The organism is Pseudaestuariivita atlantica (assembly GCF_001205715.1).
GTDB lineage: Bacteria > Pseudomonadota > Alphaproteobacteria > Rhodobacterales > Rhodobacteraceae > Pseudaestuariivita > Pseudaestuariivita atlantica.
Map to the genome: position 1 here is coordinate 291,872 of NZ_AQQZ01000003.1, position 21,011 is coordinate 312,882.

The window sequence follows — 21,011 nt, forward strand, 5'->3', positions numbered from 1 at the left end:
CGGGTTGGGAAACCAAAGCGATCAGCCGAAGCTGTAGCCGAAGGCGGCGATATCCTCGGCACAGATGTCCGCGACGAGTTCGGCGGTGGCATAGTCGTAGTACCGGCGGTAATCGCGGTGGCGCGCGCTGGCATTGGCGCGCGAAAGCTCGACCGGGAAGCCCAGATGGGCGGCCACAGGGGCAAGATCGGTGTCCAGATGCTCCAGCCTCACGAAATGCGCGCGGCAGTGGCCCGCCGCGTCCGTCACGTAGGACGCCGCGGGCGCGTTGCGGAAACTGGCGGCGATGATGCGGTCCGCGACGAATTCCCTGAACGGCAGCTCCTTGGCGAGATCGACCGCAACATGGGCAAAGTCCTGCGCCTGCAGCCAGTGATAGTAACTCACCAGCCGGTCCCACGGATTGCGCACGAGCGTGAAGATGAAAAAGGCGGCGGCCATGTCGCGGGTGACCAGCCCGTCGACATCGGCAAGGGTCGAATGTTTCCAAAGCGGCCCCGGTACCGAGATGCCCTTGAGCCGGTTGCGGCGCTTCAGCGCCTTGGGCGTGTCGCCGATCAGGATGTCGTCCTTCATCGCCCGCTCTTCCAGCGCCAGCGCCATCGCGGTGCCGCCCGTCTTGGGCGCGTGAACGAAGATGTAGCGCCGTCCCGGAGAGATGATCATTGGCCTGACCTCACGGCGATGACGGACCCGGCAAGCGCGATGAGCGCGATCCCCAGCATGGCAAGGGGCCCGACGTTCTGGCCGAAAGCCAGCCACGCGACGAGCGGTCCGAAGATGAAGACACTGTATTCGAACACCGCGACATGGCTGGGCTCACCGTTCTGGTAGGCCCAGATGATGAGCCCCACGCCCACCAGCGACAGCACCGCCTGCCCGATGATCCAGTGCAGGATCGGGCCCATCGCCCATGTCACGTCGCGGCTGATGAAATCGTCGCCACCGCCGGCCACAGCCATACCCGCCAAACCGAACACCGCCTGCGCGAGGAACATGCCCGCCAGAAGGGCCAGCGTGGGTTCGCGGGAGCAGTGGGACCGCGTGAGGACGGAGGCGAGGGCATAAAGCAGACCGCCGAGGACCGGCAGGATCATCCATGGCCGGAACGCCTCGGACCCCGGTTGCAGGACCAGAAGCACCCCGGCAAAGCCCAGCACCACGGCCAGCACGCGCCACGGGCCGATCCGGTCGCCCTGTACGAGGACGGTGATCAGAAGGACGAAGATCGGCGCGGTGAAAAGACCCGCCAGCGCCTGCGCGATGGGCAGGAACCCCAGCGCGCCGAAATAGAGGACCATCGCGGCGGCGACGAGGAGCGAGCGCAGGATCACCACGCTCCACCTGTCAGGCCTAAGGTCCGCGCCTGTCACCCGCGCGATCACCAGCACCATGGGCACGGCCAGCGCGGCGCGCACGACAAAGAATTGCCAGACGCTGATGACCTCGGCGATCTCGACCACGGTGCTGTCGATCGCGCCCACGATGGCCATCGCGCCGACCATCGCCAGCGCCGCCTTGCGGGGTTTCAGATCGACCGCGGCGATTGCCGTCATTTCGCGCCTTTCCATGGGCCGGGTTTTGCCCTTAAGTGCAGGTCTGTGACCGGCAGCGGGAGGACCACATGGGCTGGATGGCAGACGAAACCGGGCTGGGCAAGTGCGCGGCCAATTACGTGCCGCTGACACCGCTGTCGCATCTGCGGCGCGCGGCCATCGTGTTCCCCGACCGCCTCGCCGTGGTGTACGGCGCGCATCGTGCGACCTATGCCGAATATCACGCCCGCGTGTCGCGGCTGGCATCGGGGCTCAACGGCATCGGCATCGCGCCGGGCGACGTCGTCGCCACGATCCTGCCGAACATCCCCGCACAGGCCGAAGCGCATTTCGGCGTGCCCGCCTGCGGCGCGGTTCTGAACACGATCAACACCCGGCTCGACACCGACACGATCGCCTACATCCTCGACCATGGCGGCGCGAAGGCGGTGATCGTCGACCCGCAATTCCTTGGCCCGCTGAAGGATGCCATCGCCCTGATGGAAGGCTCCGCCCCCACCATCATCGAGGCGGCGGACGAGGCAGCAGGTTTCCCCGCCTCGGGCGCGCACCTGACCTATGAAGGGCTTCTTGCCTCGGGCGATCCGGCGTACCAGTGGATCATGCCGGAGGACGAGTGGGAGAGCCTGTCGCTCAACTACACTTCCGGCACGACGGGCCGGCCCAAGGGTGTCGTGTACCACCACCGCGGCGCCTACCTGATGACGATGGGCACGGTGATCTCGTGGCGGATGGTGCTGCACCCGGTCTTCATGGCCATCGTGCCGCTGTTTCACTGCAACGGCTGGAACCACACGTGGATGATGCCGCTGGTCGGCGGCACGCTGGTCTGTTGCCGCGACATCTCGGCCGAGGCGATCTATGCCGGGATCGCGGACGAGGGCGTGACCCATTTCGGCGGTGCGCCCATCGTGTTGAACATGATCGTGAACGCCCCCGCCGAGGCGCGGAAACCCTTCGACCACGTGGTCGAGGTCTTCACCGCCGGTGCGCCCCCCGCCCCGGCCACGCTCGCCAAGATCGAGAAGCTGGGGTTCAACGTCACGCAGGTCTACGGCCTGACGGAAACCTATGGCCACGTGACCGAATGCCTGTGGCGGTCCGACTGGGACAACCTGCCCGAGGCCGAGAAGGCCGCGATCAAGGCCCGGCAGGGCGTCGGCTTCCCGATGATGGAGGATATCGCGGTCGTCGATGCCGACATGAACCCCGTCGCGATGAACGGCACCGACCAGGGCGAGATCGTGATGCGCGGCAACTCGGTCATGAAGGGGTACCTCAAGAACCCCGAAGCGACGGCAGAGGCGTTCAAGGGCGGCTATTTCCATTCCGGCGACATCGCCATCCAGCATCCCGACGCCTACGTGCAGATCGCCGACCGGATGAAGGACATCATCATCTCGGGCGGGGAAAACATCTCGTCGGTCGAGGTCGAAAGCACGCTGATGGCGCACCCGGCGGTGTCGCTTTGCGCGGTCGTGGCAAAGCCCGACGAGAAATGGGGCGAAGTGCCCTGCGCCTTCGTCGAGCTTCTGGACGGGCACGACACGACCGAGGCCGAACTGATCGCCTTTGCCCGCGAACGGCTGGCCGGCTTCAAGGCGCCGAAGGCGGTCGTGTTCCAGGAACTGCCCAAGACCTCCACCGGCAAGATCCAGAAATTCGAGCTGCGCAAGTCGCTGACCGCCGGTTGATCCGGCGACGGTGTCACGCCTTCGCGTGAACCCAGATCTCCGCCTCCGGCTCATGCGGGGCGCGTGACCCGTCGGTCGTCGCGCCCAGCCGCCGCGCCACCGCACGGGAGCGGGCGTTGTCGACGTCGATATAGCTGTGAAGGTGGTCGAGCGTCAGGACATCGAAGGCCCATGATCTGACCGCGACTCCGGCTTCGGTGGCATATCCCCTGCCCTCGGCCCCTTCGAACAGGTGCCACGCCAGTTCGATATCGGGCCAGCCTTCGTGCCGGAGCAGGCCGACGCGCCCGACCGGAGCGCCTATCGCGCGCTCGACCAGCACGAAGAACCCGAAGCCGTGCCATCGCCAGTGGCCGATCCCTGCAAGGAACCCGAACCACGCCTCTGGCGCAGACACCGTTTCGCCCTGCGCCGCAAGGGACGGTGCGCTCGTCATGAAGCGGGTAAAGGGCGCAAGATCACCCTTTTCCGGCCCGCGCAAAACCAGCCTGTCGGTCGTCAGCACCGGCGCATCGGTCAAGGGCTGCTCTCTCGGGCCAGAAGGGGAGGTCATTCCGCGTCGATTGCCGCCTGCACCGCGTCCCAGAACGCGCTGCGCCCGGCGGACTGCCCTGCCGCCTTGCCGCGCGAATCCTGCCAGCTGGCATGCGTGACGGTCACCAGTTCGCGGCCCGGATCGACGAAGATGCTTTGCCCGAAAATGCCGATGGCGGCAAAAGTCCCCTGGTCGAGGATCCACCACTGGTACCCGTAATCGCGGCCGTCATCGTCCGGGATGGGCTGCTGCAGCCCCGTCGCCTCGGCGATCCAACCGTCCCGCAGGGGAGAGCCGTCGCCAATGCGCCCGTCCTCCAGCACGAACTGGCCGAACCGCGCGTAGTCCCGCGCCGTGGCCTGGATGCAGCATCCGCTGATCTCTTCGCCCGTGGACGAGGTGACCCACGATCCGTCATGCTCCATCCCGTAAGGCGTCCAGATCACCTGTGACAGGTAGGCGGCAACGCCCATGCCCACCGCTTCGGACACGAGCACGCCGACGAGGTTCGTCTCGCCGGTGCTGTAGTTGAACACCTCGCCCGGCGGATGCGCGCGCGGCAGGCGCTTCATGTAGGTGACGAGGGAGGCCTCGCCCGCCACCGGTTCGACACTGCGGAACAGCGCCACGTCCGACTGCGGGTCGGCGTAGTCTTCGAGCCAGCGCACGCCGGAGGTCATCGTTAGAAGCTGGCGGATCGACACGTTGTCATAAGCCGATCCCTTCAGCCCCGCGACATAGTCGGACACCTTGTCATCCAGCCCGCCGATATACCCGTCCCTGATCGCCGCACCCACGAGGGTCGAGGTCACCGATTTCGCGACCGAGAAACTGGTCCACCGCGCATCGCGGTCCTGGTGCAGCCCGTACCGCTCCAGCCGCAGCTTACCCTTGTGCAGGATAAGGACGGCGGCGCTGTTCTGTGCCGCCATGAAGGCGTCGATATCGACATCCAGCGCCAGCGGTGGCCCGTCCGGCAAGGGCCGTGCGGTGCCGTTCGCCGCGATGGGCCGGGTGTCGATGGTCGGGATGCGATCGGACAGGGCGAACCCGGCATCCCGCTGGCTCTGCGTCCAGAAGAGGACATTGGTGTCCGAGGGCGGATCGCTCAGGAACAATCGCCATTGCGGACCGATGGCCCACCACCCGATGCCCGCCGCCACGACCAGCACCAGAACACTCCACCCGATCTTTCGCATCACGTCCTCCCGCTGCGCGCAACTTGGCCCGGCGCGGCAGGCCTTGCCAAGCCCCTCGTGACGTCAGCGCAGGTTTGCGCCGCCCCCCGGCATTTGCTATCCTTGCCGCAATTCGAGGCAGAGCAGGCCCGCCCACATCATGACCGCGCTTGATGCGTACCAGAAGCTCGAAGCGCTCGGGCTGTGGCGCCCGTCGGAAGACGAGCAGCGGCGCGAGGTCGTCGTGGCACTGGGCGACGCGACGCTGACGGTACACTCCACCAACAACCAGCCCCTGGCGCACTGGTCGCTTGCCGCGATTGAGCGGAAGAACCCCGGCGAGCGCCCGGCGATCTTTCATCCGCACGGTGACGAGGGCGAGACGCTGGAACTGGGCGAGGATGCGGGCGAGGTCATCGACGCGCTGGAAAAGCTGCGCCGCGTGGTCGCGCGCCGCAGGCCGCGGCGCGGGCGGCTGCGGCTGGTCCTGCTGGTCGCGATGGTCCTCGCCGTGTCCGCCGGGATCTACGCATGGCTGCCGGGGGCGTTGCAGGCGCATGCACTGAACGTGGTGCCCGCCGTCAAACGGGCCGAGATCGGCGAGGCGCTGGTCGATCGCATCACCCGCGTCAGCGGCCCGCCCTGCGCCGCGCCCGACAGCCTGCCCGCGCTGCAGGCGCTCAGCCGCCGGGTGCTGGGCCAGTCGCGTGGTGATCGCCTGACCGTGCTGCATGCCGGTATCCGCCGGTCGGCGCACCTGCCGGGCGGGCGCATCCTGCTCAACAAGTCCCTTCTGGAAGACACCGAGGATCCGAACGTCCCCGCCGGGTACGTCATAGCCGAAGCGGTGCGGCTCACCGACCATGATCCGCTCGACGAACTCCTTGACCATGCCGGACTGTTCGCGACGATCCGGCTGCTGACCACCGGGACGCTGGAACAAGCGACGCTCGATGCCTATGCCGAGCATCTCGTCACCGCCGACATGCCGCCCCTTGCGACCGAACGCCTTCTCGACGGGTTCCGCGCGGCAGAGATCAGCGCCGCGCCTTACGCCTATGCGCTCGACCCGTCGGGCGAAACGGTCCTTTCACTGATCGAGGCCGACCCGTTCCAGGGACGCACGCCGCGCACGGTCCTGCCGGATTCGGCGTGGCTGCGGCTGCAGGCGATCTGCGAGGGCTGAACCGGGCGGGACCTCCGCCTTCCATTGGCCGAACCTGTCCAGCAGGCACCGGGATAAAGCGCGGCGAAGCCGCTCGATCTGGCAGGATCAGACCCGGCGGAAGGTCATGTAATGCGGCGTGCGGCCCTCGCGCAGGGCCTTCTGCTCGTACCGGGTGGACAGCCAGTCATCCCACGGCGCGCGCCAATCGCCCGGCCCTTCGGCCAGCCATTCGAACCCGGCGCGCGGCACCTCGTAAAGCGTCTGGCGCACGTAGTCGGGGATGTCCGTCGCAACGCGCAGCACCGCCCCTGGCTGCATGACGCGGTGCAGGGGTTCAAGATGTTCGGGCGTCACGAAGCGGCGGCGGTGGTGTTTCTTCTTCGGCCAGGGATCGGGGTACAGCAGGAAGGCCCGCGCCACCGATTGCGGCGGCAGGACGTCGAACAGGTCGCGCGCATCACCGGGATGGATGCGCACGTTGTCGAGCCCCTCGCGCCGCAGCTTGCCCAGAAGCATCGCGACGCCGTTGATGTAGGGCTCGCACCCGATGATCCCGACATCGCGATTCTGCGCGGCCTGGTGGACAAGGTGTTCCCCCCCGCCGAACCCGATTTCCAACCACAGGGGGCGGTCCCCGAACAGCGCCTTCAGATCAAGCGGCGTGCGGTCGGGGTTGCTGTCCCAGTCCACCGCGCCGGGGCTGAGCGCGGCAAGGTCCTCGTCCAGCCATTCGCGCTGCGACTTGCGCAGGGTCTTGCCCTTGATCCGGCCATAGAAATTGCGCCACGGCGGCGCGGACGTGCTGTTCTTCGGTTCGCTCATGCGGGGCGACCTACCGCTCCCGACCGGCGCGCGCAACCGCGTCAGTCGCGCAGGATGCCCGCCGCGCGCAACTCGGACCGGCGCGGGTACCACATGTCTTCCTCGCGCACCTTCATCGTCTTGATCGCGAAATCCGCCGTCACCCCGCGTTCGAGGTAGAATTGCAGCTCTTCATAGCTTTCCTGCTGCGTGTCGACGAAGAGCCACGCGGCGAAGTCGAACAGCGTCGTCCAGCCCTCGTCCTTGCGCCAGCGGTCGTAATAGGCCTGCAGGTCGCCCGCATCCCACGTCCGGTGGTGAAACCCGATCCGCGACCCGCCCGTCATCTGGCGCGACGTCCCGCCGAGGAACACGTAGACGCAGGAGGAAGAGCACACGCCGTCCACCACGGTTTTCAACCCGAAATCGATCACGATGTCGGCCATGCGGAACCCGGCATAGACACGCCCGCCATGGGAGTTGAGACGGAGCGTGGTGATGTCCGGGTTCGCCCGCAACAGGCGGCGCAGTTCCTTGTGGTCGCCGTGGTCGACCTCGGCATCGGGGTAGTCGTCAAGCGTGGCGGTGTCGTAGACCAGCACGGGGCCATCAACGGTGAACTTGGCCGCGCGTTCGGTCGTTTCCGCGTCGTCCTCTGCCGACGCCACGCCCGCAGCAAGGCCCATGGCCGCTGCAAGGATCAGCCCGCTCCACCGTCGCATGTCATACCCCTTCGCGTCGTCCCGACGGCAGGGATGCTACCGCGCGCGGGCGCGCGGACCAAATGCAAAGAGGGGTTGCGCCCCGGTTTTCCGGGGCGTTTGTGGCTCAGACGGCCTTTTTCAGCGCCTCGGCGAGGTCCGTGCGTTCCCACGAAAATCCGCCATCCGCCTCGGGCGCGCGGCCGAAATGGCCGTAGGCCGCCGTGCGCTGGTAGATCGGGCGGTTGAGGCCAAGGTGCTCGCGGATGCCGCGCGGCGTGAGGTCCATCGACAACGCCACCGCCGCTTCCACGGCGTCGGGTTCGACCTCGCCCGTGTCGTGCAGGTCGGCATAGATCGACAGGGGCCGCGCCACGCCGATGGCATAGCTCAGCTGGATCGTGCAGCGTTCGGCCAGCCCGGCGGCCACCACGTTCTTGGCGAGGTAGCGCGCGGCATAGGCCGCGGACCGGTCGACCTTGGTCGGGTCCTTGCCGGAGAACGCGCCGCCGCCATGGGGGGCTGCGCCGCCATAGGTGTCGACGATGATCTTGCGGCCGGTCAGGCCCGCATCGCCATCGGGTCCGCCGATCACGAACTTGCCCGTGGGGTTCACGTGCCACTCGGTCTCGCCGGTGATCCAGCCATCGGGAAGCGTTTCGCGGATATAGGGTTCGACCACGGCGCGGACGTCACCGCTGGTCATGTTCGGATCGAGGTGCTGGGTCGACAGCACGATCGAGGTCACGCCAACCGGTTTGCCGTCTTCGTACTGGACCGACAATTGCGACTTGGCATCGGGGCCAAGCGTCGGTTCGGCGCCGGATTTGCGCACCTCGGACAGCCGCCGCAGGATCGCGTGCGCGTACTGGATCGGAGCCGGCATAAGGTCGGCTGTCTCGGACGTGGCATAGCCGAACATGATGCCCTGGTCGCCCGCGCCCTCGTCCCCCTGTTCGCCGGTCACGCCCTGCGCGATATGCGCGGATTGTTCGTGCAGGAGGTTCGTCACCTCGCAGGTGTTCCAGTGGAACTTGTCCTGCTCGTACCCGATGTCGCGGATGCAATCGCGCGCGATCTGGTCGATGCGGCCCATGTATTCGGTCAGCTTGGCCTGGTCGGTCAGGCCGACCTCGCCGCCGATGACCACGCGGTTGGTGGTGGCAAAGGTTTCGGCGGCCACGCGCGCAAGGGGGTCCTCGGCGAGAAAGGCATCGAGGACGGCATCGCTGATGCGGTCACAGACCTTGTCGGGGTGCCCCTCGGACACGGATTCCGAGGTGAAAACGTAATTCTGCCGGCTCATGAAGTCGCTCCGATATATTTCGCATGAGACACCGTCAGGAAGCCGTTGGTGCCGCGTTCAAACCCGAGTACGCGGGGCGACCGGGCCGGTCAAACGGAAAGTGACCAGCGCCGTGCCGACAAGGCCCAGGACAAGCACAAGCGCCACAGGAAGATCGCCCATCCGCGCATAGAGTGTCGCGGGCAAGGCAGGCGGCAGCGCCGCGTCAAGCGCACCGTGGGTATCGAGAGGAATTTGACCCAGAACCTCGCCGCGGGCATCGATCACGGCGCTGACCCCGGTATTGGCGACGCGGATCATCGGCAACCCGTGTTCAAGGCTGCGCATGCGCGCCTGCGCGAGGTGCTGGTATGGCCCCGAAAACGAGCCGAACCACGCATCGTTGGTTAACTGGATCAGGACGTCCGGCCGTTCGGTGGCGTGGAAATATTGCGGGAAGACGACCTCGTAACAGATCAGCGGCAACGCGGTGGCAAAGCCGAGGTCGATCAGGCGCGGACCGGGTCCGGGCGTGTAGCCACCAAGCACCGCCGCCAGCCCTTCCATCCCCAGGTCGGAGGCCAGCGATTGCAAGGGCATGTATTCGCCGAACGGGACGAGGTGGTGCTTGTCATAAAGCGCCTGCGTCTGGCCGTCCTGCATGAGCACCGCCGAGTTGTAGTAGCGCTCCGCGTCATCGCGCCGCTGGACACCCACGAGGTAGGGAACGCCTGGCGCGCGCTCTGCCATGATGTCGAACGCGATCCCGGCGTGGTCGAGAAGCATAGGCAGCGCCGTTTCCGACCAGACGATCAGGTCGGGTTCGGGCCCTGCGCCAGTGGACAGCGCGATATGACGGTCGAAATAGAACTGCGCGCGGTTGGGGTCCCATTTGTCGGCCTGTGGCGCGTTCGGCTGGACCAGACGGATGATCGGCGCGTCTGCTCCGGCGGTCGGGGCGGCCCCCGGTGCCCACGTGACGGGAGATGCCAAGACCGCGACGGCAACGACCGGAGGGACTGCAGAGCGCATCGCGCCCTGCCACGGCAAAGCTCGCGCGACAAGTGCGCAGGCCACGAAGGTCAGAGCGGTTACTCCGTAGGAGCCGACAATCGTGACCGAGGACGCGACGGGTGTGTCGAGCCACGCATATCCCGGCATCGCCCATGGAAAACCGGTCAGGAGATAACCGCGCGCCATCTCTGCCAGCCCCAATGCCAGCGCGGTGGTCAGCACGCCGCCGCCAAGGCGCGCCGCGCCCCACGCCGCCGCAACCCAGAACAGGGCCAGCCCGGCAGAGAGGAACACCACCGCAAAGGGCGCCATCCAAGCGTGCCGCGCGGCATCGACTAGGAAGGGTTCGAACACCCAGTGCAGCGCGACAAGGAAATATCCCGTCCCGAAGGCCCATGTCACAAGCGCGGCGCGGCGCGGCGACGTGACCCCGCGCAACAGTGCGAACAGCACGACCAACCCGGCCAGCATGGCCGGCCAAAGGTCGAACGGGGATTGCCCCAGCGCGGCGACGGCCCCGGCGCCTGCGGCCCAGAGGGGCGCGCGACGCGGCAAGTCAGGCCTCGGCAGGCTGGGTTTGCGAGCCGGGCAGACGCACGCGCAACCGCTTGATCCGGCGCGGATCGGCGTCCACGACCTCGAACTCGACCCCGGTGGGGTGGGAGACGACCTCGCCACGGCTGGGCACGTGGCCCGACAGCATGAAGACCAGCCCGCCCAGCGTGTCGATCTCTTCGCCGTCGATGTCTTCATGCGCGGTCAGGTCGATGCCCGTCTCGTCGCGAAACTCGTCGAGCGGGGCGCGCGCGAAGGCGAGGTAGGAGCCCGGCTTTTCGAGGATCCAGTGCTTGTCCTCTTCGGCGTCGTGCTCGTCCTCGATCTCGCCGATGACCTGTTCGATCAGGTCCTCGATGGTCACCAGCCCGTCGACCCCGCCATATTCGTCGATCACCAGCGCCATGTGCCGGCGTTCGGTCTGCATCTTGGTCAGCAGGACACCGATAGGCATGGAGGGCGGAACAAACAGCAGCGGGCGCAGCATGGATTTCAGCACGAACCGGCCGCCAGTCCCGTTGAACCCGTGGCTGAGCGCGAAATCCTTGAGGTGCACGAACCCGATCGGGTTGTCGAGCGTGCCGGTGTAGACCGGCAACCGCGTCAGACCGCTTTCGCGGAACAGGGCCACCAGTTCGGCCTTGGTGATGGTGGAGGGCACCGCCACGATTTCGACGCGCGGGATGGCCACGTCCTCGACCCGCATGCGGCGCAGGTTGATCATGCCATGTCCGAACCCGGTGGTCGTCTGCTGCCCCGTTTCGTCCTGTTCCTGCTCGCCATCGGCGGGTTTGAAAGCGCCGATCAGGCGTTGCAGCAGGTTGCTAGAGCCCGGCGTTTCGCTTTCGCCGTCAGGTGTCTGCGGCGTCGAGCCGGGCACCTCGTTTGATCCGTCCATTTGTCCCATTCCGTCACACAGGCCCACAACGCGCGGGCCCGTTACGCGTTCTTGTCACCAGCATATGGATCCTCGATCCCCAATTGTCCAAGAAGATCGACTTCCAAAGCTTCCATACGAGCGGCATCTTGCCCGGTTTCGTGATCATACCCCAAAAGGTGCAAAATCCCATGCAAAACAAGGTGCGTGACGTGGTCGCTGGCCGTCTTGCCCTGTTCCTGTGCCTCGCGGTGGCATGTCTCGAACGCCAGGGCCACGTCGCCCAGTGACGTGACCGGCTCGAACGGGTCGGGTTCGGGCTGGGGCGGAAGCGCTCCGGGTGAGGCCGGCGCAAGCTCCTGCGCGGGCCAGCTGAGCACGTTGGTGGGCGCGGGTTTGCCCCGGAACTCGCGGTTCAGGCGGGCGATGTCGGCATCTGACGTGGCCATCAGGCTGACCTCGAATTCGCCCAAGAGGTCGAGACTCTGCACCACCAGGTCTGCAACCTGCGCGATGGCGTCGCGCGGCAGGGCATCGTCCCACCGGGGGTCTTCGATAATCAGGTCGATGTGCATCTTGTCGCGGGGGCGCTCACGCCTTGGCCTCTTCCGCCTCGTAGGCCTCGATGATCGCGGCCACCAGCGGGTGGCGCACCACGTCCTGCGCGGTGAAATAGGAAAACGAGATGCCCTTGATCCGCTTCAGCAGGTTCTCGGCGTCGCGCAGGCCCGATTGCACGCCGCGCGGCAGGTCCACCTGGCTGCGGTCGCCGGTGATGACCATGCGCGAGCCTTCGCCCAGACGGGTCAGGAACATCTTCATCTGCATGGCGGTGGCGTTCTGCGCCTCGTCGAGCACGACGAAGGCACGGCTGAGCGTGCGGCCCCGCATGAAGGCCAGCGGCGCGATTTCGATCCGCTTCTCCTCCATCAGCTTCTGCAACTGCTTGCCCGGCAGGAAATCGTTCAGCGCGTCGTAAAGCGGCTGCATGTAGGGATCGACCTTGTCCTTCATGTCGCCGGGCAGGTAGCCCAGCTTTTCGCCCGCCTCGACTGCGGGGCGGCTGAGGATGATGCGATCCACCTGCCCGCCCACCAGCATCGAGACACCCACCGCCACGGCGAGGTAGGTCTTGCCGGTCCCGGCGGGGCCGATGCCAAAGGCCATTTCCGTCCGGTAGAGGTTGCGCACGTATTCCTTCTGGGCGTCGGTGCGCGGTTCGATGGTTTTTTTGCGCGTCTTGATCTCGACCCGGCCGCCGGTGAACATTTCCAGCTGTTCGGCGGGCTCTGTCTCTTCGTTGCCGCCCATGCGCAATTCGCGGTCGACGTCCGCCGGTTCCACGTCGCGCCCCGCTTCGAGCCGGTCGTAAAGCGCCTGCAGCACCTGCACCGCTTCGGCGCGCGCGTCGTCGGCACCGTAGATGGCAAGCTGGTTGCCGCGCCGCAGGATCTGCACGCCGACCTTCTGCTCGATATCGGCGAGGTTGCGGTCATGCTCTCCGCACAGGTCGATCAGCAGGCGATTGTCCGGGAATTCCAGGAATGTCTCTTGGCTCCCCGTGGCGTCGGGCGGGGTCAGGACCGATGTGGGCACTCAAATCTCCGTTTGGGCATGGTCAAAGAGTATGCGCCGGGAGCGGGCAGGTTCAAGCGGACCCGGCAAAATGTCATGGAATTGCAACAAAAAACGCCGCGTGCCCCCGGCACGCGACGTCGTGAGATGCGGTGTACGGCGCACTGGATCAGATCGGATCCCCGATGATCGCGGTGGCCCCGCCCTTGAAGTTGCCGACGGCGGTGTTCGGCGGCGCGATGCCCGAGCAGACGGGCTTGCCGTACTTGTCGAGCCGTGCCGACAGGTAGCCTTCGACCCCGTCATCGATGATCCAGTGATCGCAACCGTTCGGATCGATCCAGATACCGGCCTTGAGCTGGCTGAGGTGCTTGCTGTCGAGCCCGCGGTCGACGGTCTTGTCGATCTTGTTGCCAAGGCAGCCCGACAGGGCGGTAGCGACAAGCGCGAGGGCGGTGAGTTTGGCGATGGTCATGTCCCGTCCTCCTGTCTCAGCGGATGCAGATGATTTCGACGCGGCGGTTCTTGGCCATGCCCGCCGCCGTCGCGTTGGTGGCGACGGGTGCCCGTTCACCGTATCCCCGCACATCCGCGATGCGTGCGCCCGTGGACGCCGCGACCTTGGCGACGGCGTTGGCGCGATTGTAGCTGAGGCGCATGTTGTAGCTGTCCGAGGCGCGGCTGTCGGTATGACCGGCGATGATGTAGGCCGTCGCGTTCGCCTGCTTGAAGAATTCGGCCAGCCGCGCCTTGCCCTTGCGGCTGATGCGGTGGCTGTCGGTGGCAAAGAACTGGTCGGAATACATCACCCCGCAGGCATTGGCCCGGCGGCAGACCGGGATACCGGCGCGCGTGACGTGAGGCGTCATGTAGCCTTCGACCCCGTCATCCATCACCCAGTGTTCGCACCCGTCGGGGTCGACCCAGATGGTGGGCGTGTAATCCTCGCCCTGCACGGTCACGGTGCCGGTGCCGGCCGCTTTGCCCGTCTTGTCCGCAAGCGCGGGCGCCGCGGTCAATGCAAGCGCCGATCCGATCGCCGCGATCGCAAGTGTCTTGAATGTCTGAACTGCCACGCGCATTCGTCCCCCATGCCATTCCGGTCTGTCGAGGCGGAGTGGAATCGCAGACCCGCCTCTTCTTTATATTCAAGACTTTAGCAAAGAATCGTAGGCTGTGAAGGAAAAAACACCAGATGTTGTGGCTGTCGCGGCCATTGCCGCCGGGTGCTGTGGATAACCCGGATTGGCAAAGCGGGTCAGGCAGTTAGGGCAAACGGCACCTGCCGGAGGTCAGGAAGGCGCGAGGATCCCGCCCAGCGAATTGGCCCCGCTTTCGACGATCCGCACCCGGTGAATGTCGCCTTTGGCGATTCTGTCGGACGTCACGTGCACGGCATGCAGGTATTCCGACTTGCCCACAATCTGGCCCGGATTGCGGCCTTCCCGTTCGAACAGGACATGCACGTCGCGCCCGACCATCGCGTCCTGCGTCGCGCGCTGCTGGCGGGTCAGAAGCGCCTGAAGGCGTTGCAGCCGGTCATCCGCGACCTCGGCCGGAACGGTGGCGCGTTCGGCGGCGGGCGTTCCGGGGCGTGCGGAATACTTGAAGGAATAGGCGGTGCCGTAATGCACCTCTTCGATCAGGGTGAGCGTGTCCCGGAAATCGTCTTCGGTCTCTTCCGGGAACCCCACGATGAAATCGCCCGAGATCAGGATGTCGGGGCGCGCGGCGCGGATGCGTTCGATCAGGCGGATGTAGCTTTCGGCGGTGTGCGAGCGGTTCATCCGCTTGAGGATCCTGTCCGATCCCGCCTGCACCGGCAGGTGCAGGTAGGGCATCAGCTTGGCACACTCGCCATGGGCCGCGATCAGGTCGTCGCTCATGTCGTTGGGGTGCGAGGTGGTGAACCGGATGCGTTCCAGCCCGTCGACCTTGTCCAGCGCCCAGATCAGCCGCGCCAGCGACCACGCCTCGCCGTCCGGTCCCGCGCCGTGATAGGCGTTCACGTTCTGGCCCAGCAGCGTGATCTCCCTCACGCCGCGTTCCACGAGGTCCCGCGCCTCGGTCACGATACGGTCGACCGGGCGCGACACCTCGGCACCACGGGTATAGGGCACCACGCAGAAGGCGCAGAACTTGTCGCAACCTTCCTGCACCGTCAGGAACGCGGTCGGCCCGCGTTTCGCCTTGGGGCGCGCGGCGAGGTGGTCGAACTTGTCCTCTTCGGGGAAATCGGTGTCGAGCGCCTTGGCCCCCTGCCCCGCCTTCGCCTCCAACTCGGGCAGGCGGTGATAGGATTGCGGGCCGACGACAAGGTCGACCATCGGCTGGCGCGCGATGATCTCGGCCCCTTCGGCCTGCGCGACGCATCCCGCGACACCGATCTTGAGGTCGGGCTTTTCGGTCTTCAGGTGCTTGAAGCGGCCCAGTTCGGAATACACCTTTTCCGCCGCCTTTTCGCGGATATGGCAGGTGTTCAGAAGGATCATGTCCGCCTCGTCCGGCGTCTTGACCTCCTCGTACCCGGCACCGCCCAGCGCCTCGACCATGCGTTCGCTGTCGTAGACGTTCATCTGGCAACCATAGGTCTTGATGAAGAGCTTCTTGGTCATGGGGGTCTCCGCGCGGAATGGGCGGCACCTATCGCAGGGGCGCGTCGCTTGCAATATCGCCCATTTTCACCGAATCTGCACCAAACCGCGCAACAAGCGGTCAGGAGGCGACGCGATGCGGTATTCCAACCTTCCGGATTTTCTGGCCCGCGGGCGCGATGTGCTGGCGAAAGGTCCCGTCGCGCTGATCTTTGCCGAGGACGCGGTCGAGATCGACACGACCCTGCGGCATCACCAGCAGCTGGGGTTCAAGGCCGTCGTGGCCTTCATGCCGGATGCCTTCGATCTTGCGCCCGACCTCGTGGAAAGCTGCCATCGCGTCACGCTCGACACGCTGGCCGAGAATGCCGTGATCGACACGGTCAACGCCGTGATCCCCGTGGCGGACGGCCAGTGGCTTTATTACTGCTACAACGCCGAATACCTGTTCCACCCGTTCTGCGAGCACCGGACGGTGGGCGAGATGCTCGCCTTCCATGCCGAGGAACGGCGGGACGCGATGCTGACCTACGTGATCGACCTCTACGCGGGCGACCTGGATCGCTGGCCCGACGCGGTGAGCCTTGACGATGCGTGGCTCGACAAGGCGGGGTACTACGCGCAGGCGCGGGAAGACCCGGACGACGGCTGGAAACCGCGCGACCGGCAGCTCGATTTCCACGGCGGTTTGCGCTGGCGGTTCGAGGAGCACGTGCCGTGGGAACGGCGCAAGATCGACCGGATCGCGCTGTTCCGCGCCAAGACCGGCCTGAAGCTGCGCGAGGATCACACGTTCTCGGACGAGGAATACAACACCTACGCCTGCCCGTGGCACAACAACATGACGGCGGCGCTTGCCTCGTTCCGCACCGCCAAGGCATTGCGCAAGAATCCCGGCTCGCGTTTCGAGATCGAGAATTTCCGCTGGCACAACTCGGTGCCGTTCGACTGGCATTCGCGCCAATTGCTCGACCTTGGCCTGATGGAGCCGGGCCAGTGGTTCTGAAGGCGGGGTCGGCTGGCGAGCAGCCGACCTACCTGTGGTTCGGGTTGTAGGTCGGCTGCTCGCCAGCCGACGCCCTTACGAGAAATCCTCGTGCACGATGCGATCCTCGGGCGCGCCGGCTGTCTTCGCCGCCTCCGCCATGTCAGACACCATCTTTTCGGGGCCGCAGATATAGACGTGTCCACCGGTGCCTGCACCGTGATTGGCCAGCATCTCCTTGTCGATGAAACCCGTCTGCACGCCGATGCCAGGTGTTTCCTCGTCGGTCACGGTGAAGACGGTTTTCAGCCCGTCCATATGCTCGAACGTGTCGCGCAGGATGATGTCGCGTTCGGTCTTGTTGGAAAACAGCAGGGTCGAGCCTTGCAAGGTGCCTTCCCGCTTCAGTCGCGCCTTCAGGATGGCGATGAAGGGCGTCACGCCCGCGCCGCCCGCGACGAACAGGCCCGGTCCCTTGTCCTCGATCGCGCCCCAGGCGTCGCCGATCAGCACGGTGTCACCGGCCTGCAGTTTCGCGATCTGCTCGGTCACACCGTCATGGTCGGGATAGGATTTGATGACGAATTCGAGCGTCTCGTCCTCGGGCAGCGAGGTGAAGGTGAACGGCCGCCCCTTGTCGCGCCATCCCTCGCGGTCGAGCGCGAGTTCGGTCGCCTGGCCGGGCGTGAAGTCGAAGCCGTCGGGCCGGTCGAAGACGAGGTGAAAGGTGTCATGGGTGACGGGGGTGATGTCGCGCAGTGCGAGTGTATGGGTCATGGGATGCCTCTGATGTCAGCTGTTGCGACACCAACGCAAGGCGCGAAGCCCGCGTTCCAGCGCGTCAGTCGCGGCGCGCGATCCCGAAGCCGGTGGCCGTGTCGAACGGCAGCACGCCGCCCGACATCTCCCCCGCCCGCCAGTTGAGCAGGAAGAGCGCGATGCCCAGCACGCCGTAGCCGAGCCATGGGTGGATCGCCTCGGCACCCCAGCCGAGAGCCGCGAGCACGATGAAGGGCCCGATGCGGCGCAGTTCGCGGCAGACGGCGCACCCGTCGCCTGTCAGGCGAAGACCGGATGCGAAAAGGCCCGGAGTGGTGCGTGCGAGGCGGATCGTGGCGAGCGACAGGAACAGGTAGACAAGCAGGCCCAGCGCCCAGCCCGGCCACGCGTCACGCAGCAGGTAGGTGGTCCCGAGCGTTACAAGAAATATGCCGATCCCGTCGATGACGCCCGCGAGGTACCGGCGGCGGTTCACAGGTTCTCGAGTTGCGGCATGCCGAGGACGTGGTAGCCCCCGTCGACCTGGATGACTTCACCGGTCGTGCAGCAGCCACCATCGGAGGCAAGGTAGACCGCCGTCGCGCCCACCGCTTCGAGCGTGGCATTGGCGCGCAGCGGGGCGTTCTGGCCCGTGTGCTTGTAGGTGCGGCGCGCGCCACCGATGGCCGCGCCCGCGAGCGTCTTCATCGGGCCGGGAGAGATCGCGTTCACGCGGATGCCGTCGGGGCCGAGATCGTTCGCAAGGTACCGCGTCGTCGCCTCCAGGGCGGCCTTGGCGACGCCCATCACGTTGTAGTTGGGCACGACCCGGTTGGAGCCGAGATAGGTGAGCGTCAGCAGGCACCCGCCATTGTCGACCATCATGGGATGGGCGCGGCGGGCGACCTCGATGAAGGAATAAGCCGAGATGTCGAGCGAGTGCTTGAAATTGGTGCGGCTGGTGTTCAGGAACCGACCGGTCAGTTCCGACTTGTCGGAAAACGCGATGGCGTGGACGAGGAAATCGATGGTCGGCCAGCGCTCTGCCAGGGCGGCAAAGCCCGCCGTGAGCGCGTCGTCGTCGGTGACGTCCATGTCGACCATGAAATCCGATCCGACCGAAGCCGCGAGCGGTTCGAGCCGCTTGCCGAAGGCTTCGCCCTGGTACGAAAACGCCAGTTCCGCGCCCGCGTCGGCCATCGCCTTGGCGATGCCCCATGCGATGGAGCGTTCGTTGGCGACGCCCATGACGAGGCCGCGTTTGCCGTGCATGTCACCCATCATACCGCCCCAGAACCATTGACCCGTTGGTACCGCCGAACCCGAAGGAGTTCGTCATCACCGCGTCCAGCCCGGCGTTTTCGACGAGGCTTGTCGCGATCTCGGACGGCTGAAGGGCCGCGTCCAGCGTTTCGACGTTGATCGACGGCGTGATGAAGTCGTGCTTCAGCATCAGGAGCGAGAACACCGCTTCCAGCGCGCCGGCCGCACCCTGCGCGTGGCCCGTCATCGACTTGGTCGAGGATACCGGCGGCGCGTCGTCGCCGAAGACGCGGCGGACCGCCTCGATCTCGCCGACATCGCCCACGGGGGTCGAAGTGCCGTGCGCGTTGATGTAGCCGACCTTGCGATCACCGACCGTTTTCAGCGCGCCGCGCATGGCGCGTTCGCCGCCCTCGCCCGAGGGCGCGACCATGTCGTGGCCGTCGGAGGTGGCGGAGAAGCCCAGCACCTCGGCATAGATCGGCGCGCCACGGGCCACGGCGCGGTCGAGGCTTTCCAGAACGACCATGCCGCCACCGCCCGAGATCACGAACCCGTCGCGGTCGGCATCGAAGGCGCGGGAGGCGCGTTCGGGCGTGTCGTTGAATTTCGAGGACATCGCGCCCATCGCGTCGAAGAGGCAGGACAGGGTCCAGTCAAGCTCTTCCCCCCCGCCCGCGAACATCACGTCCTGCGTGCCCAGCGCGATCTGCTGCGCGGCCATACCGATGCAGTGCAGCGAGGTCGAGCAGGCCGAGGTGATGGAGAAATTCATCCCCTTGATCTTGCAGGCGGTGGCGAGGTTGGCGCTGACGGTCGACGACATGCATTTCGGCACCGCGAAGGGGCCGATCCGCTTGGTCGCGCCGGTCTTCAGAACGGTCTGGTGCGCGGTCAGCATCGCGCTTGTCGACGGCCCGCCCGAACCGGCGATGAGGCCGGTCATCGGGTTGCTGACATCATCTTCAGACAGGCCCGCATCGGCAATCGCCTGCTGCATCGCGATATAGCTGTAGGCCGCGCCCGGCCCCATGAAGCGCAGGGTGCGCTTGTCCACGTGTTCGGTCACGTCGAGGTCGATCTTGCCCGCGACGCGGCTGCGAAAGCCGTGTTCGGCCATTTCGTCCGAGCCGACGATCCCCGAGCGCCCGGCCTTGAGCGAGGCGAGAACCTCGTCCGCGTTGTTTCCGATGGATGAGACGATGCCCAATCCCGTCACGACGACACGCCGCATGGGTCAAACCCTCCGTTGGTCTTGGGCTCTCATGTAGGACAGCGCCACGGCGCGGCGCAACCAGTTAAGCGCGGGAAAGGCGTTCAGCTTTCGCTGAGGGCGACCTTCATGTCCTTGACCTGGTAGATCACCTCGCCATCGGCCTCGACCCGGCCATCGGCCACGCCCATTGTCAGGCGGCGGGTCTGAACGGCCTTGGTGAAATCGACGTAATAGGTCAGCATCTTGCGGTCCGGGCGGACCATGCCGGTGAGTTTCACCTCGCCCACGCCCAGCGCGTAGCCCCGCCCCGTCCAGCCGCGCCAGCCGAGGTTGAAGCCGGTCAGTTGCCACAGCCCGTCGAGGCCGAGGCAGCCGGGCATGATCGGGTTGCCGGGAAAGTGGCAGTCGAAGAACCACAGGTCGGGCGTGATGTCGAATTCCGCCACCACGTGTCCCTTGCCATGGGCGCCGCCGTCACCGGAGATGTCGGTGATCCGGTCCATCATCAGCATCGGCGGTTCGGGCAGCTGGGCATTTCCGGGGCCAAACAGCTCGCCGCGCGCGCATTTCAGGAGTGCGTCCTTGTCGAAACTCGTAGGGTAGTCTGCCATGACCGGCGGTCCTTTGGATCATGTTCTGGCGATTGGGGGCGTCTAACATCGCGGCGTTGGCCGACGCAAGGGCGCTGCCGGTGCGGTGCGCGCGTGTAATCCGGTTGAATTCCATTGAATTCCAAGGGGCGGCGCGCTTATATCTCGAGTGATGACGACCGAACCCACACCCACGGACCGCGCGACACGCTGGTTGACGCAGGCCGGCGTGCGCCCGACGCGGCAGCGTCTGGCGCTGGCCGAGCATCTTGTGGGTGACGGGCAGCACCGGCATGTCACGGCGGAGAGCCTGTTCGCGGCGGCCCGCGATACCGGAGACGCGGTGTCGCTGGCGACCGTTTACAACACGTTGCGGGCGTTCTGCGATGCGGGGCTGATGCAGGAAGTCACGGTGGACGGGTCGAAAAGCTATTTCGACACCAACACCCACGACCACCCGCATTTCTTCTGGGAAGACAGCGCAACCCTGACCGACGCACCGGCCGAACAGCTGGTGATATCGAAACTGCCGGATGCGCCCGACGGGGCCGAGATCGCCTCGGTCGACGTGGTGATCCGCCTGCGTCGTCGCTGAGACCAGTAACCTGACCTGATCGAGCGCCTTTGGCGCGCATTTCCCTCGCGGGGGCAGGCCCCCGCACCCC

Annotated in this window: 23 protein-coding genes; 4 read left to right on the forward strand and 19 right to left on the reverse strand. The window is 66.2% G+C overall.

Going from position 1 to position 21,011, the window contains the following annotated elements:
- Positions 1–21 precede the first annotated feature (21 nt).
- On the reverse strand, positions 22–666 hold the full coding sequence (locus ATO11_RS08000; RefSeq protein WP_050530313.1) for a sulfotransferase family 2 domain-containing protein: 645 nt from the start codon (positions 664–666) through the stop codon (positions 22–24).
- On the reverse strand, positions 663–1,556 hold the full coding sequence (locus tag ATO11_RS08005) for a DMT family transporter (RefSeq protein ID WP_050530602.1): 894 nt from the start codon (positions 1,554–1,556) through the stop codon (positions 663–665). Before ATO11_RS08005 ends, ATO11_RS08000 begins: the two co-directional genes overlap by 4 nt.
- Before the next feature lie 68 nt (positions 1,557–1,624).
- On the opposite strand from ATO11_RS08005, the gene ATO11_RS08010 reads away from it, so the two are divergent.
- Complete coding sequence (locus ATO11_RS08010; protein WP_050530603.1) at positions 1,625–3,250, forward strand: AMP-binding protein; 1,626 nt, start codon at positions 1,625–1,627, stop codon at positions 3,248–3,250.
- A 13-nt stretch (positions 3,251–3,263) separates the two neighbouring features.
- Here ATO11_RS08010 and ATO11_RS08015 read toward each other — a convergent pair whose 3' ends face one another.
- Both ATO11_RS08015 and ATO11_RS08020 read right to left on the reverse strand, forming a co-directional pair.
- Positions 3,264–3,803: a GNAT family N-acetyltransferase gene (locus ATO11_RS08015; RefSeq protein WP_050530314.1), complete on the reverse strand. Its 540-nt coding sequence runs from the start codon at positions 3,801–3,803 to the stop codon at positions 3,264–3,266.
- The gene (locus ATO11_RS08020; protein ID WP_050530315.1) at positions 3,800–4,984 is read right to left on the reverse strand and encodes a serine hydrolase domain-containing protein; all 1,185 of its coding nucleotides are present in this window, start codon (positions 4,982–4,984) and stop codon (positions 3,800–3,802) included. Before ATO11_RS08020 ends, ATO11_RS08015 begins: the two co-directional genes overlap by 4 nt.
- 139 nt (positions 4,985–5,123) lie before the next feature.
- Between ATO11_RS08020 and ATO11_RS08025 the strand changes: the two genes are divergently transcribed.
- Positions 5,124–6,149 (forward strand): hypothetical protein, encoded by a 1,026-nt coding sequence (locus ATO11_RS08025; RefSeq protein WP_050530316.1) that lies wholly within the window; start codon positions 5,124–5,126, stop codon positions 6,147–6,149.
- An 87-nt stretch (positions 6,150–6,236) separates the two neighbouring features.
- Here ATO11_RS08025 and trmB read toward each other — a convergent pair whose 3' ends face one another.
- From trmB to miaB, 10 genes are all read right to left on the reverse strand, one after another.
- Positions 6,237–6,953, reverse strand: coding sequence for a tRNA (guanine(46)-N(7))-methyltransferase TrmB (gene trmB / locus ATO11_RS08030; protein ID WP_050530317.1), 717 nt, complete (start codon positions 6,951–6,953; stop codon positions 6,237–6,239).
- Between the two features lie 41 nt (positions 6,954–6,994).
- Positions 6,995–7,654: a COG3904 family protein gene (locus ATO11_RS08035; RefSeq protein WP_242601386.1), complete on the reverse strand. Its 660-nt coding sequence runs from the start codon at positions 7,652–7,654 to the stop codon at positions 6,995–6,997.
- A gap of 106 nt (positions 7,655–7,760) precedes the next feature.
- Positions 7,761–8,939 (reverse strand): methionine adenosyltransferase, encoded by a 1,179-nt coding sequence (metK, locus tag ATO11_RS08040; protein ID WP_050530319.1) that lies wholly within the window; start codon positions 8,937–8,939, stop codon positions 7,761–7,763.
- A gap of 57 nt (positions 8,940–8,996) precedes the next feature.
- A complete protein-coding gene (gene lnt, locus ATO11_RS08045; protein WP_278044288.1) occupies positions 8,997–10,487 on the reverse strand; it encodes an apolipoprotein N-acyltransferase in 1,491 nt (496 codons plus the stop codon).
- A 1-nt stretch (position 10,488) separates the two neighbouring features.
- Entirely contained in the window at positions 10,489–11,394 is a 906-nt protein-coding gene (locus tag ATO11_RS08050; RefSeq protein ID WP_050530320.1) for a hemolysin family protein, read from the reverse strand.
- A gap of 32 nt (positions 11,395–11,426) precedes the next feature.
- A complete protein-coding gene (gene ybeY / locus ATO11_RS08055) occupies positions 11,427–11,939 on the reverse strand; it encodes an rRNA maturation RNase YbeY (RefSeq protein ID WP_050530321.1) in 513 nt (170 codons plus the stop codon).
- A gap of 16 nt (positions 11,940–11,955) precedes the next feature.
- The gene (locus ATO11_RS08060; protein WP_050530322.1) at positions 11,956–12,960 is read right to left on the reverse strand and encodes a PhoH family protein; all 1,005 of its coding nucleotides are present in this window, start codon (positions 12,958–12,960) and stop codon (positions 11,956–11,958) included.
- 148 nt (positions 12,961–13,108) lie between these two features.
- Positions 13,109–13,414, reverse strand: a complete 306-nt coding sequence (locus tag ATO11_RS08065) for a hypothetical protein (RefSeq protein ID WP_050530323.1) — start codon at positions 13,412–13,414, stop codon at positions 13,109–13,111.
- Between the two features lie 16 nt (positions 13,415–13,430).
- The gene (locus ATO11_RS08070) at positions 13,431–14,021 is read right to left on the reverse strand and encodes an OmpA family protein (RefSeq protein WP_082176217.1); all 591 of its coding nucleotides are present in this window, start codon (positions 14,019–14,021) and stop codon (positions 13,431–13,433) included.
- Between the two features lie 210 nt (positions 14,022–14,231).
- A complete protein-coding gene (miaB, locus tag ATO11_RS08075; RefSeq protein ID WP_050530324.1) occupies positions 14,232–15,554 on the reverse strand; it encodes a tRNA (N6-isopentenyl adenosine(37)-C2)-methylthiotransferase MiaB in 1,323 nt (440 codons plus the stop codon).
- Between the two features lie 115 nt (positions 15,555–15,669).
- Between miaB and ATO11_RS08080 the strand changes: the two genes are divergently transcribed.
- Positions 15,670–16,539: a glycosyltransferase family 2 protein gene (locus tag ATO11_RS08080; protein ID WP_050530606.1), complete on the forward strand. Its 870-nt coding sequence runs from the start codon at positions 15,670–15,672 to the stop codon at positions 16,537–16,539.
- A gap of 75 nt (positions 16,540–16,614) precedes the next feature.
- Here the strand turns inward: ATO11_RS08080 and ATO11_RS08085 are convergent, their stop codons facing one another.
- The 5 genes from ATO11_RS08085 to fabA all read right to left on the reverse strand — a co-directional run bounded on the left by ATO11_RS08085 (position 16,615) and on the right by fabA (position 20,367).
- Positions 16,615–17,295, reverse strand: a complete 681-nt coding sequence (locus tag ATO11_RS08085) for a ferredoxin reductase domain-containing protein (RefSeq protein ID WP_050530325.1) — start codon at positions 17,293–17,295, stop codon at positions 16,615–16,617.
- A 64-nt stretch (positions 17,296–17,359) separates the two neighbouring features.
- Positions 17,360–17,773 (reverse strand): hypothetical protein, encoded by a 414-nt coding sequence (locus ATO11_RS08090; RefSeq protein ID WP_050530326.1) that lies wholly within the window; start codon positions 17,771–17,773, stop codon positions 17,360–17,362.
- Positions 17,770–18,561 carry an enoyl-ACP reductase FabI gene (locus ATO11_RS08095; RefSeq protein WP_050530327.1) on the reverse strand — a complete coding sequence of 264 codons (792 nt, stop codon included), beginning with the start codon at positions 18,559–18,561 and terminating at the stop codon, positions 17,770–17,772. The genes ATO11_RS08090 and ATO11_RS08095 overlap by 4 nt, the downstream gene beginning before the upstream one ends.
- The gene (locus ATO11_RS08100; RefSeq protein WP_050530328.1) at positions 18,551–19,774 is read right to left on the reverse strand and encodes a beta-ketoacyl synthase N-terminal-like domain-containing protein; all 1,224 of its coding nucleotides are present in this window, start codon (positions 19,772–19,774) and stop codon (positions 18,551–18,553) included. The genes ATO11_RS08095 and ATO11_RS08100 overlap by 11 nt, the downstream gene beginning before the upstream one ends.
- Positions 19,775–19,857: 83 nt before the next feature.
- Positions 19,858–20,367, reverse strand: coding sequence for a bifunctional 3-hydroxydecanoyl-ACP dehydratase/trans-2-decenoyl-ACP isomerase (gene fabA / locus ATO11_RS08105; RefSeq protein ID WP_050530329.1), 510 nt, complete (start codon positions 20,365–20,367; stop codon positions 19,858–19,860).
- A 151-nt stretch (positions 20,368–20,518) separates the two neighbouring features.
- Here fabA and irrA point away from each other — a divergent pair, with 151 nt between their 5' ends.
- Positions 20,519–20,941 (forward strand): iron response transcriptional regulator IrrA, encoded by a 423-nt coding sequence (irrA, locus tag ATO11_RS08110; protein WP_050530330.1) that lies wholly within the window; start codon positions 20,519–20,521, stop codon positions 20,939–20,941.
- Positions 20,942–21,011 lie beyond the last annotated feature (70 nt).

Excerpts from the sequence above, each read along its gene's own strand:
- ATO11_RS08000 (WP_050530313.1), bottom strand. The coding sequence starts at position 666 with ATGATCATCTCTCCGGGACGGCGCTACATCTTCGTTCACGCGCCCAAG.
- ATO11_RS08005 (WP_050530602.1), bottom strand. The coding sequence starts at position 1,556 with ATGACGGCAATCGCCGCGGTCGATCTGAAACCCCGCAAGGCGGCGCTG.
- ATO11_RS08010 (WP_050530603.1), top strand. The coding sequence starts at position 1,625 with ATGGGCTGGATGGCAGACGAAACCGGGCTGGGCAAGTGCGCGGCCAAT.
- ATO11_RS08015 (WP_050530314.1), bottom strand. The coding sequence starts at position 3,803 with ATGACCTCCCCTTCTGGCCCGAGAGAGCAGCCCTTGACCGATGCGCCG.
- ATO11_RS08020 (WP_050530315.1), bottom strand. The coding sequence starts at position 4,984 with ATGCGAAAGATCGGGTGGAGTGTTCTGGTGCTGGTCGTGGCGGCGGGC.
- ATO11_RS08025 (WP_050530316.1), top strand. The coding sequence starts at position 5,124 with ATGACCGCGCTTGATGCGTACCAGAAGCTCGAAGCGCTCGGGCTGTGG.
- trmB (WP_050530317.1), bottom strand. The coding sequence starts at position 6,953 with ATGAGCGAACCGAAGAACAGCACGTCCGCGCCGCCGTGGCGCAATTTC.
- ATO11_RS08035 (WP_242601386.1), bottom strand. The coding sequence starts at position 7,654 with ATGCGACGGTGGAGCGGGCTGATCCTTGCAGCGGCCATGGGCCTTGCT.
- metK (WP_050530319.1), bottom strand. The coding sequence starts at position 8,939 with ATGAGCCGGCAGAATTACGTTTTCACCTCGGAATCCGTGTCCGAGGGG.
- ATO11_RS08050 (WP_050530320.1), bottom strand. The coding sequence starts at position 11,394 with ATGGGACAAATGGACGGATCAAACGAGGTGCCCGGCTCGACGCCGCAG.
- ybeY (WP_050530321.1), bottom strand. The coding sequence starts at position 11,939 with ATGCACATCGACCTGATTATCGAAGACCCCCGGTGGGACGATGCCCTG.
- ATO11_RS08065 (WP_050530323.1), bottom strand. The coding sequence starts at position 13,414 with ATGACCATCGCCAAACTCACCGCCCTCGCGCTTGTCGCTACCGCCCTG.
- ATO11_RS08070 (WP_082176217.1), bottom strand. The coding sequence starts at position 14,021 with ATGCGCGTGGCAGTTCAGACATTCAAGACACTTGCGATCGCGGCGATC.
- miaB (WP_050530324.1), bottom strand. The coding sequence starts at position 15,554 with ATGACCAAGAAGCTCTTCATCAAGACCTATGGTTGCCAGATGAACGTC.
- ATO11_RS08080 (WP_050530606.1), top strand. The coding sequence starts at position 15,670 with ATGCGGTATTCCAACCTTCCGGATTTTCTGGCCCGCGGGCGCGATGTG.
- ATO11_RS08085 (WP_050530325.1), bottom strand. The coding sequence starts at position 17,295 with ATGACCCATACACTCGCACTGCGCGACATCACCCCCGTCACCCATGAC.
- ATO11_RS08095 (WP_050530327.1), bottom strand. The coding sequence starts at position 18,561 with ATGATGGGTGACATGCACGGCAAACGCGGCCTCGTCATGGGCGTCGCC.
- ATO11_RS08100 (WP_050530328.1), bottom strand. The coding sequence starts at position 19,774 with ATGCGGCGTGTCGTCGTGACGGGATTGGGCATCGTCTCATCCATCGGA.
- fabA (WP_050530329.1), bottom strand. The coding sequence starts at position 20,367 with ATGGCAGACTACCCTACGAGTTTCGACAAGGACGCACTCCTGAAATGC.
- irrA (WP_050530330.1), top strand. The coding sequence starts at position 20,519 with ATGACGACCGAACCCACACCCACGGACCGCGCGACACGCTGGTTGACG.